Source organism: Bacillus sp. C-3-6 (assembly GCF_054509685.1).
The window spans coordinates 3,337,533-3,353,474 of record NZ_CM137247.1; the positions used below are offsets into that span (position 1 = coordinate 3,337,533).

General features: G+C 37.2%; 13 protein-coding genes. 3 read left to right on the forward strand and 10 right to left on the reverse strand.

What is annotated here, in order from left to right; translation table 11 throughout:
- The first annotated feature begins 5 nt into the window (after positions 1-5).
- Complete coding sequence (locus ACW0JX_RS17075; protein WP_088023553.1) at positions 6-1,097, forward strand: DUF3900 domain-containing protein; 1,092 nt, start codon at positions 6-8, stop codon at positions 1,095-1,097.
- Positions 1,098-1,351: 254 nt separating this feature from the next.
- On the opposite strand, the gene ACW0JX_RS17080 is transcribed toward ACW0JX_RS17075, so the two are convergent.
- From ACW0JX_RS17080 to ACW0JX_RS17105, 6 genes are all read right to left on the reverse strand, one after another.
- Positions 1,352-1,699, reverse strand: coding sequence for a hypothetical protein (locus ACW0JX_RS17080; RefSeq protein WP_459244960.1), 348 nt, complete (start codon positions 1,697-1,699; stop codon positions 1,352-1,354).
- A gap of 31 nt (positions 1,700-1,730) precedes the next feature.
- On the reverse strand, positions 1,731-1,892 hold the full coding sequence (locus ACW0JX_RS17085; protein WP_459244961.1) for a hypothetical protein: 162 nt from the start codon (positions 1,890-1,892) through the stop codon (positions 1,731-1,733).
- 192 nt (positions 1,893-2,084) lie between these two features.
- Positions 2,085-2,930, reverse strand: coding sequence for an exonuclease (locus tag ACW0JX_RS17090; protein WP_053563856.1), 846 nt, complete (start codon positions 2,928-2,930; stop codon positions 2,085-2,087).
- Positions 2,931-3,118: 188 nt separating this feature from the next.
- Positions 3,119-3,319 (reverse strand): cold shock-like protein CspB, encoded by a 201-nt coding sequence (gene cspB / locus ACW0JX_RS17095; protein WP_001179150.1) that lies wholly within the window; start codon positions 3,317-3,319, stop codon positions 3,119-3,121.
- A gap of 214 nt (positions 3,320-3,533) precedes the next feature.
- Positions 3,534-4,433, reverse strand: a complete 900-nt coding sequence (locus ACW0JX_RS17100) for a WD40/YVTN/BNR-like repeat-containing protein (protein ID WP_000449497.1) — start codon at positions 4,431-4,433, stop codon at positions 3,534-3,536.
- Between the two features lie 16 nt (positions 4,434-4,449).
- A complete protein-coding gene (locus ACW0JX_RS17105) occupies positions 4,450-4,893 on the reverse strand; it encodes a flavodoxin (RefSeq protein ID WP_001062759.1) in 444 nt (147 codons plus the stop codon).
- A 279-nt stretch (positions 4,894-5,172) separates the two neighbouring features.
- Between ACW0JX_RS17105 and ACW0JX_RS17110 the strand changes: the two genes are divergently transcribed.
- Positions 5,173-6,270: a phosphodiester glycosidase family protein gene (locus ACW0JX_RS17110; protein ID WP_050844397.1), complete on the forward strand. Its 1,098-nt coding sequence runs from the start codon at positions 5,173-5,175 to the stop codon at positions 6,268-6,270.
- Between the two features lie 39 nt (positions 6,271-6,309).
- On the opposite strand, the gene ACW0JX_RS17115 is transcribed toward ACW0JX_RS17110, so the two are convergent.
- The 3 genes from ACW0JX_RS17115 to ACW0JX_RS17125 form a co-directional block, all read right to left on the reverse strand.
- Positions 6,310-6,930, reverse strand: coding sequence for an acetate uptake transporter (locus ACW0JX_RS17115; RefSeq protein WP_000070938.1), 621 nt, complete (start codon positions 6,928-6,930; stop codon positions 6,310-6,312).
- Between the two features lie 86 nt (positions 6,931-7,016).
- Positions 7,017-7,412 carry an NUDIX hydrolase gene (locus ACW0JX_RS17120; RefSeq protein ID WP_459244962.1) on the reverse strand — a complete coding sequence of 132 codons (396 nt, stop codon included), beginning with the start codon at positions 7,410-7,412 and terminating at the stop codon, positions 7,017-7,019.
- Positions 7,409-7,750, reverse strand: a complete 342-nt coding sequence (locus ACW0JX_RS17125; RefSeq protein ID WP_459244963.1) for an ASCH domain-containing protein — start codon at positions 7,748-7,750, stop codon at positions 7,409-7,411. Before ACW0JX_RS17125 ends, ACW0JX_RS17120 begins: the two co-directional genes overlap by 4 nt.
- Before the next feature lie 110 nt (positions 7,751-7,860).
- On the opposite strand from ACW0JX_RS17125, the gene ACW0JX_RS17130 reads away from it, so the two are divergent.
- Complete coding sequence (locus ACW0JX_RS17130; RefSeq protein ID WP_000966308.1) at positions 7,861-8,418, forward strand: CatB-related O-acetyltransferase; 558 nt, start codon at positions 7,861-7,863, stop codon at positions 8,416-8,418.
- A 49-nt stretch (positions 8,419-8,467) separates the two neighbouring features.
- On the opposite strand, the gene ACW0JX_RS17135 is transcribed toward ACW0JX_RS17130, so the two are convergent.
- On the reverse strand, positions 8,468-15,940 hold the full coding sequence (locus tag ACW0JX_RS17135) for a DUF7507 domain-containing protein (RefSeq protein WP_459244964.1): 7,473 nt from the start codon (positions 15,938-15,940) through the stop codon (positions 8,468-8,470).
- Between the last annotated feature and the right edge of the window lie 2 nt (positions 15,941-15,942).

Here is a 15,942-nt window from a genome sequence, read left to right on the forward strand (position 1 = left end):
TAAATATGGATTTTGAAATAAATTATCTTTCCTTTTATGTTGTACAAGTAGAAGGAAAAGGTGAAGCAGTTGATAAACGCTACAAACATTTTCAAACTTTAGACGCTGAAGAATATGAAGATAGCTCCTTAAAAGAATTTTTGAATGGTGAGTTATTAAAAATATCGAAGCGAAAAGTAGAACGTCATGCAAAAACAGAACAAGCCCCAACAAAAATTGGTCGCTTTATTGTAGAGGAAGGGCACGAACTTGATTCAAACCCTCATTACAACCTTTTTAATCGTATTCGCTTTGCAGAAACAAAGGACAACTTTAAAGATATGAGCGAACCTCTCGTTTATACATATCTTGACACAAGCGCTGTACGCGGTGGTGTATTTTTAATTGCTCAGGCAAAACTACGCAAATACTTTGATGACCCATTCGTATTCGTAATGAAATGCGACTTCGAACCAAAGGTTGCTTCTATTTCTGATGAATCCACACTGATTCGTAACGTTGAAATGGCCATCACAACAAAGAATATGAAATCTATCCAATACCCATACATGCCTGAAGAAGGTATGGTTGAAGTAGGCGAACTAAAAATACACCAAGCATCACATGCCCGCTACTTTGAAGACTTCTTAAAATTCGTCGAATATGAACGCTCTATGCCTGAAATTATGAAAACACAAGTAATGGACATGGTATACGACCAAATTGAAGATGTATTTGAAGAAGGTACGGAAGAACGCGAACAATTCGACCAAGCGATGGAAGTATGGGCTGCCAGTCCGAAACGCGAAATTATGGAACAATTTTCAACCGAAGAAGTAATGGAAGCTACCGCTCAAATCGTCGAGCACGCTCCTGAAGTGGAATTAAAACTAAAAGCAGATCATATCTCTGTGAAGGCTTTGCTTGCTGATTTCGGGGATCAAATACATATTGCGAAGGTAAATGATCGATACGTATTAATGATTGAGGCTGATACACTTACATTTGAGAAGGGCTTCTCTCCAATTGAGTTTCTGAAGCCAGATGAGCTGCAAGATGTGATTGAGCGGATTGAGAATAAGCAACAGTATTCGTATGATCCGAGCGGTATTGAATAAATACTTCCATATAATTATTTTTTACTGAGCGCTTTTAACAAGCGCTCTTTTATTTTGAGCTTAGTTGATGTTTATATTAAAAAACGATTCTTAATAGAATCGTTTTTCCTGATTTATAACAAAAATATGCTTATTTTTAAAAATTATTATTGATCCAAGATATCAATTGTCGCAGAATCAAGTAAATTCCTTCCTTGTTGTACAAGCGTATTTCCATTAGAGTAGTCACTATGTATGTTGGTAAAATGAAAACTTCACTTCACTACCTCAAATTTATTATACTCGTAAAAAGATAATTGAAAACGATATTCCGGATGCTCTCTCACCCAATCGTAGGCTTCTTCTAAAATTTCTATTTTGTTTTGTAGGTCATTAAGTTCACTACATTTGTCCTTTTTCTGTTTGCACAGAGGGCAGAATCCATTTACTATGTCGGCACTTGTCACCCTAATAGTTTTACTTTTTAAGTCAACTACTAAACGAAGAAGAAGAGAATGCTCAGCTTTTGTAGTCACCGTCATTTCAGCAACCCCATCCTCATTCCAAAAGACACCGTTTAATTCCATCTGTACGGTGACGTCTTTAATATCCAAGTCTATCACTATCACACCTCCCTTGTATAAAACTCATATTTTACTCTTCGATTTTAATCTTTAATACACCACGCTTTAAAGATATATTAAGCTTTTTCCAATTCTTCTTCTTTGCTATGAAAGGAAGTATAATTACTGCTGATAGCGTGGTAAATATTATCCCCAAAACTACAACTGTTACAATGTTAAAGATTGTTTCCATTTAACTCTATCCTCTTTCATTTCTATGGGCTCTAATTTTATGAATGTATTTAAAAATTCTTACCACCCCTTAATTTTCAAAGCAATTATAATGGCCCAATCACAACAAATCAATTCCTATTTAATATGAATCCTTTATTCATCCATCAGTATAATGATGTTAAATTTATGTAGCTAGAAATAAAGGAGAATGTCATTTAACCTCTACATTCTCCTCCATCTCAGCCAAATACCTAATCTGCCGTTCCGCTTTTCTCACTGCTGTACGAAAATGTTTTTTCAGGAGTTCTACTGTATTTTCACTTATATAATATCTTTCCGTTATACTTTCCCACGTGTCACTACTTTCAAATGTACTCCATTCAAAAGGGCGTTCTGTATTTTTCTTTAGTTCTTTAAACACCCATTTTCGCATCTTTTTTTTCGCTTTTTCCGTTAGTTTCCCGTTCTTTACAAGTTCAAGTTCACCATGTCTTTTGTATCGCTTATTAATATCTCTCTCGCTATACACTTTAAGAAGTATATTTGCTGTATTTTCGGCATCTGCTAAAGCACGGTGCTGTTTCCCTTCCCACGTTAAAGCGAGCTGTTCTACCGCAAATTGTAAACTTGGCGTATGTTCAAACAATTCCTCATATGCTTGGAAAACAAATTTTTGCAAATCAATTCTACTTTCTTTTTCTATAATGGGGCATTCAACACCATGTAATGTACAATCATGAGATAGAAAGCGATAATCTTCTTTTCCCCATGAAACAAATATAGAATCTTCTCCGATAAACTGAATAAATTTCTCTATAATTTGAGGGAATTTTTCTACATCCATTAAATCTTTCTTCGTAATACCGGTTAATTTTGTTGTATGACGAGTTAATCGTGCACTTGGTTTTACTAACTCCGAAAATTCTTCAATTATCTTCATTGTACCTATTTCTATTTTTACAGCTCCGATATCAACTATTTCTGACGGATCTTCTGATTTATACGGTCTGAAATTCCTCTCAATGTCAAACACAATGAAATGTGTAGCGTTTTTCAATTTATTTACCTCTTTCTAAATTCCTTTTCACACAAACACTTTATTTTCAGTATTTATTTATTCATGTACTTTATACAAAAATACTACGAATAAATAAATGAAAATTCAGTCTTGTTATGATATGTAAGTAGGAGGACATCTATAAAAATGCAAAAAAAAAGAAGGGCGAGCCCTTCTTTTTTCAAAAATTACTTCTTGTTTACGTTAGTAGCTTGAGGTCCACGGTTACCTTGTTCTACTTCGAAAGTAACTTCTTGGCCTTCTTCTAAAGTTTTGAAGCCTTCGCCTTGGATAGCTGAGAAATGAACGAATACGTCTTCTCCGCCTTCAACTTCGATGAAACCGAAACCTTTTTCTGAGTTAAACCATTTTACTTTACCGTTTTGCATGAAAAAAATCCTCCTACAATGTACCTATATGTACATATTCATTTTCAACCACCTTACAATAATAAGCCAGATATTAAAAAACTGCAACCCCTGAGGAGATTTAACATTGCTATCCTCCTCGGAAGTTACAGCTCATTTAAATCTCTATATTATTAAAAGTAAAATGGTTTAAATATACTATATCATATCAATATAATAAAAGTAAAGTTTTTTCTTAAATTATTTTTTGTTCCCACTGCATTGCTTTTAATTCACCTGATCCAGCTACTACATAACCATCTTTTTGATTAACAATGCGCCATCCGTGCCCTTTAACTGAATCACATACTGTAACAATACCTTCGTCAAGAAGTACACGGCACACACTACTAATACCCGCCTTATTTTGCGTTGAAGTTGTATATAAGACATGTTGGTCTACACTTAAGTCTAAATAACTACTTGCTTTCTGCTCACTTTGACATGTATGCCAATATATTTTTTCACTCGCAATACTGTCATCTATTTTACAATAAGAAATATTCCCGCTAACTCCCTTGCACGATCCACTTGCCGCTACTAAATAAGAATTGTGTAAAGTCAACGCAGAGATCATTTGATTCATCGTAATTTTAATCCTCTTTAATTTACGTGTCTTCAAATCAAAGAGCCAAACACCACCATACTTAGCATGTATTTTCGTACCAATAAATAAGTAATGTTTATATAAAAATAATGATCGAATAGACGGCGCCGCACTGCCATACTCAAGAAACGGATGAATAGTCTCCCATGTCGAACCGAAATTATTAGAAAGATACAGCGTTTTTTCTCCATGAGCAACAACAGTTCCTTGTACATTGCTACATACATTCCAACTTGTTGCTTTTGTTGGAAAACGCTGAATTGTCCAGTTCTCTCCACCATTCATACTACGAATAAAAATCCCTTCGTCACCTACACCATAAACTACATTATCTTCGCTATGTAAATCCCTAATTCGTTTTTGAAAACCATTTAAAATTCGTTTCCATTCTCCGTCTTGTTCAACAAATAAGCCATTATATGTAGTAGCTAACAACAGTTTTCCATCTCTTAACTTTGTAATAGCAGTTGCACTTAACATCGTCTCCACGTTGACACTCCCATTCTTAGAACTTCTCAGCAAATGCAATTGCAAAATTACTGCATTTTTCAACATCCTCTTGATCTTCTGGAGCTAATTCAATTTTCAGCCCTTCTTGTACAAGCTCTGCACCTCGTTCTACAAGGCGTTCTTCAAATATCGTTACCGCTTCACAAAACAGTTCATACGCCGTATCACCTGATCCGAATACCGCTACCTTTTTCCCAGCTAAATCTATATTTTCTAAGTCCTCATGAAAATCTTCCGCTTCAAATGGTAATTCACCATCGCCCCACGTATAAGATCCTAAAATGATTCCATCATAAGCTAATAATTCTTCAGCATCCATGCCTTCCATCTCTTGCAATACTACTTCATGATCAAAAGCATCTAAACTAACTTTAATTAAATCAGCAATACTCTCTGTATTTCCTGACATACTTGCATAAGCTATTAAAATTTTTGCCACTTTGGCATCCCCCTCTAACAATAAATGATTCTCATTCTCATTATATTAATAATGAGAATCAATTTCAATTGATTTTTTTCTACTTTTATTTACATTTCACATCTGACTATTTATATTTCATTTTAAACATCTACATTCATATTCAACTATTGCCAAATCTATCTTCAAACATTATTGTATTATCATCATTTCACATTACTTATTTCAAATAAAAAATGTGTTTGTATCATGCTCAATCATTAATCAACTGTTCACTTTACAGAAAGAGGAGTCCTTATGATGAGAAAGTATTTTATTAGATTTTTAAAAGCAACCTCCCTTTTAACAATATTCTTACTAATAGGAGCTGCTATTATTTTATTCGGTACTGCATACGGTCATAATTTACGTGTTATCGCCGCCGAGAGTATTTTGACTTCTCAGCATCCTCAATATGCAAAATTCACGTTATTGTCTGATAAAGAATTAAATGATATTTCTCAATCCATCACAAATCCAAAATGGAAAAATAGTGAATTTTTAACTTCTAAACTTTCAAAAAAAGAGTTAGAAAGACGAAAAGATTTACCACTAAATGTTTCTATTGAAACAATAAAGAAAAAATATAATGACCATTTTTTTGAAGGGAAATTAATGACAATTAGTAATCCATTCAACGTAAAACTTGTTACCCAGCAAGGTTCAGAGGGTAAAGACGTCGGAGAAAAAATATACGTAATGGCAAAGCGAAACCATGCAGTTGCCGCTGTCAATGCCAGTGGATTTTGGGATGAAACCGGGCATGGTGGTGGTAAAACTGGAATCGGTATTGTTATTGAAAACGGTAAAGTTATAAACACTCCGAAGGATATTAATACCCCTACCCTCACTAGTGGTATTACAAAATATGGACAAATGGTTTCTGGGGAGTTTTCTGCTAGCCAATTGTTAAATAAAAATGTTGTTTCCGCTGCTGGATTTATGCCTCAGCTAATTGTAAATGGAGAAAAAATGATTACAAATGATGGTGGTTGGGGATATGGCCCTCGAAGTATTATGGCCCAGAAAAAAGATGGCTCGATTATGTTTTTCGTCATTGATGGTAGACAACCTCACAGCATTGGTGCTTCCTTGAGAGATTGTCAAGATATTCTTTATGAAAAAGGTGCTGTCAATGCGATGGCAATGGACGGTGGATCATCAGCAACATTATATGCAATGGGAGATATTTTAAATATCCCTTCCACCTTATCTCATAAATCACGCTATTTACCAAACGCATGGGTAGTTAAAGCGAACCCTAAGCAACAAGTTCATGTAACAATAGACGGTAATTCTGCGAGCTCTCAAAAAATTTCTGAATTAACAAGTACGACCGCTATAGCTATCAATAAATAAAAAAAGCACAGATGACCATACAATCATCTGTGCTTTTTTTTACTTTTTAAAAATACCAAAAGGCTTCCCTACTGGTAAAACAACTTTTCCGAAGTGTGTGTTTAACACTGCTGCTGCTGAACCATAGAAAGATAATAATGAAATAAGAAGTTCAGAATATGCTGCTAAATTATGCATTGCGTGCGGCATAACACCTAAAGTACTTAATGAAAGACCAATAAATAAGAAATCAATAAGGACGAAGATCATAAATAATACTTTATGTGTTTCCATTGCACCAATCGTCATAAAGATTGTGAAAATCAAATATCCGATAAAGGCTACACCAAGCTGTTTTGAATCTGCAGCTTGTGCTAATTTTTCGCCAAATACTCCAAGTTGAATTAACCAAGTCATTCCAACACCTAACCAAAATAGGCCGTACGCACCAAATGCTGTCGTACCGAATGTATTGTTATGCTTTGCATCGTGAATGCAAGCAAAGATTTGTGCAAATCCTCCTAAAAAGATTGCCCATGGTAATACAAGTGAAACGCCATCTGTTAAGCCTAACTTTTGAGATGATGCTACAAGTGTTACCATCGCTAATCCAAATAGACCAATTCCAGATGGATCCGCTGTTGTCATTTTCACATGATGTGTAGTAGTTTGATTGCTCATATAAACCTCCTGATTATAAACATACTCGAATACAATACTTAAATCAGAAGCCTATGTCAATGGTTTTTTTTGTATGTTGTCAGACGTTATATTTTATAATAATTAAATATATTTCCGACCACTTCATAAGGTTTTATATTCACTTTTTCCAACTCGTTTATCGGTAGCCATAACGGAATATAACTTCCTCTACCTTCCCGCTGAAATTCCTCACCTGTTCCGCTTCCGAACACTCCGCCTGTAATATAGGCGCCATAATAATATTCATTTCCTTTATATTTTAACTTTGCAATAAGGTGCTCCACTTGTATATATACCCCTAATTCTTCGTATACCTCTCTTTTCGTTGCTTCTTCAGGCGTTTCACCTTCCTCAGTCCCTCCGCCAGGAAAAACATAATATGTTTCCTCTTCTCGAATACGTTTTATAAGAGCGATTTTTCCTTCCTGTACAATGATGGCCGCCCCGCGATTTCTTATCATTTTATTACCTCAATACGAATCGCAACTGTTCCCCACTCTTTTTCTTGTTCTTTCGTATATATTTTGTATGTACTTTCTAACATTTCCTCTAAACTATCATTTTCACAATCCAATAATTTTTTATCAATTTGTTCATACATAGATTTAAAGCTCTCGTATCGCTTTATTTCCGTTACTTTTACCGTCATCATTTCTGTTGTCGTAAGATTCGTAAATACGATTTCATCGTCTTTGTTTATTAGTTGACGTTTTTTATCGTATAGGCGTACTTCATATACTTTTTTCCCTGATTGAATTGACTGAAACGGTTTATTATATAAACCCATTTCGTATTGCATACATCCCACTCCCTTTTGTTCATTTCACCTATTAATACAGTTCACATTACTACATCTTGCATATAATATTCCATACGTATCGCTTAATTGAGAAAGGAGGCTGAAGAAGCATGTTATATTTAAATCAAAAACCTGAATATAATAAATATGATATTGGTGATTATACTTATAGTAAAGTAGGGCCAACCATTTTTTCTTGGAACGATGAAACAAAATTAAAAATAGGTAAGTTTTGTTCATTAGCAGAAGAAGTCGTTTTCATACTTGGCGGTGAACATCGCGCAGACTGGATAACGACTTATCCATTTAATGCACTTTTTGATGAAGGAGCACATATTACTGGTCACCCTTCTTCAAAAGGTGATATCGTAGTCGGCAATGATGTATGGATTGGTTATCAATCCTGTATTTTATCTGGTGTTACAATTGGTAACGGGGCCATTATCGGCGCCAGGAGCGTTGTTACAAAAGACGTACCCCCGTATGCAATTGTAGCTGGTAATCCTGCAAAATTTGTTCGATATCGTTTCCCACAAGAAACGATTGACAAACTAGAGAATCTCGCATGGTGGGACTGGGACATTTCTGTTATAAAAGGAGCCATTCCATTACTACTCTCTGACAAAATCGACGAATTTTTCACCTCGCCCGAAAATGAATCTATATGATTAAAACAGAAAGAGCATCCAATTATTTTTCAGGATGCTCTTTCTGTTTTTATTTTTTATGTCCATGCAAATGATTACACGGAGAACATTGAAATGGAATCTTATCTAAGCAATTAAAGTTTGTTTCGCAAATTTGTTCAATCGTTGGAACAAATGGAATGACAACTATGTTACTTTCTACTATTTGTGTAACAGGTGGCAATACTGTGCCTACTTGATGTTCAAAACGAATACTCGCTTGATTTATATAATTTCCTGAACCATTTGGCGCGCTCTGTACTGCTACTTGGAACGAAACTGTCCTTGCTTCACCAGGATTTAAACTTCCGATAAGAAACCCTACTGCCGGGCTTACATTCGGCACTGGCGTATTATCAACCGTTACACTTCCAGGAACAAATCGAACACTACTATCTAACATATCTTGAAAACGAATATTTTGCATTACAGTATCACCCGTATTTGTGATGACTGTCGTAAACGTAATGACGTCTCCAATTGTTGCTACCTGTAAATCTGCCGTTTTTACGACTGTCGTTGAGACATTTTGAGGAATAAACGGGATAACAACTGTATTACTATCACTTTCAACTACTACTGGCGGCTCATTCGGATTTACAGTTGCGAGCCCATTCGCTGTAGCGGTATTTGTAACTAAATTATTTACTTGCCCTCCTGTTATTACAACTTGGAAATTAATAATTGCTGCATCATTTGGCTGAAAATCACCTAACGGAATACCAGTATTCGGATTAGCAAATGGAAGAGGTACATCATTTACCGTTACCGTACCATTTATAAATAGCGTATTCGGATCAATGATATCTGTTAACACAATATTGGTCACAGGAACTGTACTATCATTTATAACAGCGATTCCGTAAGTGACAACATCCCCTATCATTGCTACTTCAAAGTTTGCTCCTTTTGCAACAAATAAGATTGCAGTATTTACCGTCACTATAACTGTATTGCTTGTATCCATCACTGTAACTGGCGGCTCCCCTGGTACTAAAATATATTCTGCTAACGCCCCAGCAACGTTCACTACTGTACCACCATCCGGAAAACTTGTAATCGTAGCTTCATATGTTACAAGTGCCGTCTCACCAACTGGTATATCAGGTATCGTAAATCCAATCTGCGGATTTAACCCCGGTTGCGGAACCCCATTTATCGTTACACTATTTGGAACGAAATCAGCTTCCTGAGATAGCACATCGATAAATTGAACATTCATTGCATCAGCAGTACCAGTATTTAATATACGAACAGTATACGTTACCGTTTCTCCTACACCAACAACTGAATGGTCTACTTCTTTTAGCATATCTAAGCTGCCTCTATTTACCGGCGTAACCGTCGTATTACTTGAATTTGTAATTGTAGACGAAGGTTCTCCTGGAATCAATTCGAAATCACCCGTTACTCTTGCTGTATTCATAATGCTACTAGAAGGCGGAACTGCGATTACATTTACTTCAAATGTAATTAATACACTATCCCCTACTGCAAGATCAGGCAATGCAAAGCCTACAAATGGATCTAAACCTACTTGCGGAATCCCATTTATTTGTACACTTCCAGGAACGAATTCTAAACTAGGTGATGGAACATCGATAAACTGAACATTCGTTGCTGTTACCGTTCCCGTATTTGTAACTTGCACACTATACGTTAACGTATCTCCTAATCGTGTCGCTTCTTTATTTACAGATTTTATAACGCTGAATCGTCCTCTATTCACTCTAGTTATCGTCGTATTACTCGGCTCTGTTACTACAACTGGTGGTTCTCCTGGCACTAAAGTAAAGCTTCCTGTTATATTTGCAACGTTCGTAATTGTTCCTGATGACGGGATGTTTGTAACTGTCGCTTGAAACGTCACTATAACTGTTTCACCAACTGGGATATCTCCAACTCCAAATCCAGTAATCGGATTTAAGTTTGGTTGCGGGGCTCCATTTATCGTTACACTATTTGGTACAAATGACGCACCTGTTGAAATGGTATCAACAAACTGAACAGCATTAGCTGTTACTGTTCCTGTATTTGTTATTTGAACCGTATACGTTAATATATCTCCAACGAGAGTAGCAACCCTATTTACTTGTTTAATAACATTAAATTGCCCTCTATTTACAGTTGTAAGTGTTGTATTGCTCGGCTCTGTTACTATAACTGGTGGTTCTCCTGGTACTAATACAAAACTTCCAGTTACATTTGCCGTATTGGCAATTGTTCCGTTTGATGGCGCACTAACAACGGTTACTTGGAAGATGACTTCTACACTTTCACCTGGATTTATATCTGGAAGCGGGAATCCGTTATTCGGATTGAATCCAGGTTGTAACACACCATCTATCGTTACACTGTTCGGCACGAATGCTATAGAGGAAGGTAATACATCACTATATTGAACATTCGTTGCTGGCACTGTTCCTGTATTTTGAACTACTGTTGTATATGTGATTGTATCGCCTACTGCAACAACCGGCTGACTCACTGATTTTAAAACATTCAAACCAGGCTCATTGATTTCTGTTAATGTCGTATTACTTGTCGTTGTTTCCGTAATAGGCGGTTCTGTTTCACTTACAGCAAATGTAGCTGTAACGTCTACAAAATTAACAATCGTTCCACCTTCTGGTATGCTTGTAACCACTTCCTGATATGTGACAAGTACAAAATCATCGACAGGTATATCTGGAACTGTAAAACCAATGAAAGGATCTAATCCTGGTGCTGGTACCCCGTTTATGCTCACACTTCCTGGTACAAATGCTACACCCGCGGAAGTAGTATCGATAAATTGAACATTCGTCGCTGGCACTGTTCCGAAATTAAAAATCAATACATCATACGTTAATATTTCCCCAACCGTCGCTGCCTCTTTATCTACTATTTTCACTGGAAAAATTGAAGCTATATTAATTGTCGTAACGACTAAATTCGTTAATATCGTTTCCGTAATCGGTGGCTCCTGCGGATTCGGTTGTGAAGTAAATGTAACGTCAGCATCATTTAATATGACTTCATTATCAGGAATTTCCGTAATAGTCACTTGGAACGTTACAGAAATACTTGCACCAGCATTTAATAACGGACTAACTGTAAAGCCTATTTCTGGATTTAAACCAAGTTGCTGCACTCCACCTATCGTTACACTATTGTCAACAAACGTCGTTCCTTCTGGTATGACATCTTGGAAGAATACATCTGTAACAGGGATAATTCCTACGTTTGAAATGAGCACGGTATACGTTAATACATCTCCAACAGCCCCAGTTGCAACATCAACTGTTTTTGTTGCTGTTACTTCACCAGGAGGAGGTAACGGTATTGTAACTACAGTTGTATTACTTGAATTCGTTGTTGTTACAGGTGGTTGTAAAGGATTTAATATGAAAGTGGCTGTAGCAGATGCTGTATTTAATACTGCTCCACGTGTAGACGGTGCAACTACCGTAACTTGGAACGTTACTGTCAATGATGTTCCAGCTGCAATATTAGGAAGCTGGAAACCAACATTTGGGTCAAATCCAGGTTGTGGCGTTCCATTTATCGTTACACTATTTACTACAAATGTTGTTTCTAAAGCAATTGGATCAAGGAATGAGACATTCGTTGCTGTTACTGTACCGTTATTTCGAATGACAACAGAATACGTGTAAGTTTCTCCAAGTGCTGCTTGTTGTACAGATGAAGATTTTTGTATATTTAACTGTGCTGTGTTTACTTGCGTCACTACAAAATTACTATTTGTAACAGTCGTTACAGGAGGTCCTGCCGGATTTATAAGGAAACTTGCAGTAACATTCGATTGATTTCTTATATTTCCACCAGTGGGAACGCTTGTCACCGTCACTTGGAACGTAATTGTAGCAGTTTGCCCAACTGGAATATTTGTAACAGGAAAACCTACTATAGGATTCGCACCTTGCTGAACGACTCCATTAATCGTTACACTATTCCCTACAAATGTAGCTCCAGATGGGATTGGATCTTGAAAAATAATATTCGTTGCGGGGACAGTTCCTGTATTTTGAATAAGAATCGTATACGTTAACGTATCTCCTACACCTGCTTGTGGTGTATTTACACTTTTTATTACATTAATTGATCCTACATTCACTCGTGTCACAACGATATTACTAATTGTTACAATTGTAATTGGTGGCTGCAACGGGCTTACTTGAAAATCAGCAGTGACATTTGCATTATTCGGAAGCGCCCTATTTGGTGGTACACTCGTGATTGTCACTTGAAAAGTGACCGTCACCATACCTCCTACTGGAATATTAGCAAGTGGAAATCCAGTTGTCGGGTTTAAACCTGGTTGAGGTGTCCCGTTTATCGTTACACTATTCGCTACAAAAGTGGTTCCAACTGGAATCGGATCAAGGAATGATACATTTGTCGCTACTACCGTTCCACTATTTTGTATAGCAACTGTATATGTTAGTGTATCTCCTACACCTGCTTCAGTAGCGCTTACACTCTTCATTACATTTAACCCTGAGGAATTCACAACTGTCATAACAGTATTACTTGGAACCGTCACAGTAATTGGTGGCTCTGTTGGATTTACAAGAAAATCTCCAGTTACATTCGCGTTATTTACAACATTATTCCCTGGCGGAATTTCATCAATTAATACCTCAAATGAAATAATTACACTCGCGCCAGTAGGTAAATCATTTAATGGGAATCCTAGTCCTGGATCTGCCCCCTCTTGTAAAACACCATTAACCAATACACTATTTTCAATAAATAATGTCCCTTGTGGAATTGAATCTTGGAAAAATACATTTGTAGCTGGTACACTACCTGCATTTATGATTTCGATTGTATATACTAAAACATCCCCTACGGTTGCAACATTCGTATTCACTGCTTTCACAACTTCAAAGTTCCCTGATTGTACTGTCGTATTCACAACGTTACTCGGAACATTGATTGTTACTGGTGGTTCACTTGGATTCACTTGAAAGCTTGCTGTTACATTTGCTTGATTTAAAATGTCTTCATTTTCTGGATCCTGTACAATTACTACGTCAAATGTGACTACAACTGTTTGAGCTGCAGGAATATTCGGAAGAGAAAACCCTGCATTCGGATTCAATCCACTTTGGGATACTCCATTAATTGTTACAGAATTTGCAACAAATGAAACAGCAGAAGAAATAGAGTCTTGGAAAAATACATTTGTTAACGGAACGTTTCCTGTATTTTGGACGGCAATTGTGTATGTTAAAGTATCCCCTACCGCCGCTTGCGTTGTATTTACTTCTTTTATTACATTTAAACCGCCTGTATTAACTTGTGTCACAACTGTATTCGTTTGTCTATTAATTGTTATCGGTGGCTGATTCGGAATAACGACGAAATTAGCAGATACATTTCCGCGATTCGCAATCGTACCTCCCGATGGTGTAGATGTTACTCGTACTTGAAATGTAACAGTCCTACTTCCGCCAGGAGATATATTAGCTACTGTAAACCCAGTCGCTGGATTTACCCCAGGTTGTGAAACCCCATCCACAGTCACACTATTTGCGATAAATGTCGTTCCAATTGGGATTGGATCTTGAAAAATAACGTTCGTTGCAAGTACATTTCCTGTATTTTGAATTGTTACCGTGTACGTAAGAACGTCGTTAACCGTTGCAAAAGCTTTATCCACTGTTTTTCTCGTTGTTATATCAGCTATATTAATTGTCGTAACTACAGTATTACTTGTCGCTTGCCCTGAAACTGGTTGTTGACCAGGCACTGGAGTAAAGTTAAATGTTACACTCGCACGGTTTGGAATTGGATTGACAAGAGGGTTCGATGTCACTCGAACTTGAAAGCGCACTACAGTCGTTTGCGATGCATTAATACTTCCAAGATTAATACTACTTGCTGGATTCGCCCCTGGACGTGCTACCCCGTTTACCGTAACGCTATTTGCGACAAATGTTGTTCCAGCAGGGATACTATCAACAAAAATAACATTGTTCGCAGTAACGTTTCCATTATTTGTAACATTAACCGTGTACGTTAATACATCATTAAGCGTTGCCGTCTGTAAATCTACAGATTTTTGCATACTTATAGTTGCTTGATTCACTATCGTTTGTACTGTATTTGAAGTAGATGTACTTGTAACGAGTGGACTTCCTACAAAAGGACGGAATTGATAAGATACCATTGCACGATTTGGAATAGGATTTGGGTTCGGAAACGATGTTATTCGTACTTGAAATGTAACAACTCTTTGCGTGTTATTTGGAATTGTGCCTAAATTAATTCCATTAGCAGGGTTTGCACTCGGCTGTGTTACTCCACCTACTGTTACACTACCTGCTATAAACGTCGTTCCGTTCGGAATACTATCTCGTAATACAACGTTTTCTGCACTCCCTGTTCCTGTATTTGGGACCGTAATCGTATAAGTGAGAGTATCCCCTACCCCTGCGACTGTTCTATTAACCGATTTAACAGGATTAATAATTGGACCTGTTGCATCAATTTGAACACCAAAACCAGCTGCAGCGTATCCATCTCCATTTGTAACGAAGCGAACAGTTGCTGACGTCTGATTGTTTACTAAAGATGAGGATGCATCTACATTCGTAATATCCCAACCTTGTCTTCGGATCGCTAAAGCAATTCCTAACGGCTGATTCAGATTTCCAAATGTGCCGCTCGTATCTAAATTTCCATTGTCATTACAAATTTGTGACTGAAAGAAATTATTCGCAGGGTTTCTCGGTCCGAATAATGCAACTGTAGCATTTGCATTCGGTCCAAATCGAAGTTGATCTCCAACAATGTTAGAATCACCTTCTTGGGCAGTTACAAGTACTCTTCCTGTAACAATTCCCGTAGACGGCGTTGCAAAACCTGAAATAATAGCATCAACTGGCGGGGATGAAGCCTCAATAATTTCTTGTCCTGCATACACTGATAAATTCCTTAGTGGTAAACTCGCATTTTGATAAACTACCTCAAGCGTCCAGCCAACTGAACGACTAATTGTTGAATCAGCTGATGTTCTTGCAGCTGGCACAGCACCTGTTGTATATGTGCCGGCCCCAGCCGCACTAACAAGGTTCGTTACATTAGCAGAGCGACTATAATAAAACTGCTTCCCTACTGAACCTTGCTGCGCAGTTGCTGGGTCAGGTGCAACAGAAAATGTTCCCACTGGTGTTGTAAAGGTGATATCATCATTTAAAAACGCAGTAACATCCTCAGTATCAGTCCGGTACGTGCCAGCCCACACAAGTTCTGCGTATAAGACGCTACTCCCTGCTGGAAGGTTTAAAATTGCACTCGAAGAATTTAATGGCCAATCATTCGTCGTTCCTGCTGGGAATCCAGGTACTTGAAGTGATGTATTCACCGTTGTGAATACATCAATCGTACCAAAATTATTACCTGGTGCAGGTGATGTCGGACTTAGTCCTAACGTGTTCCCAGTGAACGTGACGGCACCAGTTACTGTTGTAGTAAAGCGATTCATAAAAGGCACAC

What these genes read in the sequence shown, in the direction of transcription:
- ACW0JX_RS17075 (WP_088023553.1), top strand. Translation starts at nt 6, where the DNA reads ATGGATTTTGAAATAAATTATCTTTCCTTTTATGTTGTACAAGTAGAA.
- ACW0JX_RS17120 (WP_459244962.1), bottom strand. Translation starts at nt 7,412, where the DNA reads ATGATAAGAAATCGCGGGGCGGCCATCATTGTACAGGAAGGAAAAATC.
- ACW0JX_RS17130 (WP_000966308.1), top strand. Translation starts at nt 7,861, where the DNA reads ATGTTATATTTAAATCAAAAACCTGAATATAATAAATATGATATTGGT.
- ACW0JX_RS17125 (WP_459244963.1), bottom strand. Translation starts at nt 7,750, where the DNA reads ATGCAATACGAAATGGGTTTATATAATAAACCGTTTCAGTCAATTCAA.
- cspB (WP_001179150.1), bottom strand. Translation starts at nt 3,319, where the DNA reads ATGCAAAACGGTAAAGTAAAATGGTTTAACTCAGAAAAAGGTTTCGGT.
- ACW0JX_RS17110 (WP_050844397.1), top strand. Translation starts at nt 5,173, where the DNA reads ATGAGAAAGTATTTTATTAGATTTTTAAAAGCAACCTCCCTTTTAACA.
- ACW0JX_RS17085 (WP_459244961.1), bottom strand. Translation starts at nt 1,892, where the DNA reads ATGGAAACAATCTTTAACATTGTAACAGTTGTAGTTTTGGGGATAATA.
- ACW0JX_RS17115 (WP_000070938.1), bottom strand. Translation starts at nt 6,930, where the DNA reads ATGAGCAATCAAACTACTACACATCATGTGAAAATGACAACAGCGGAT.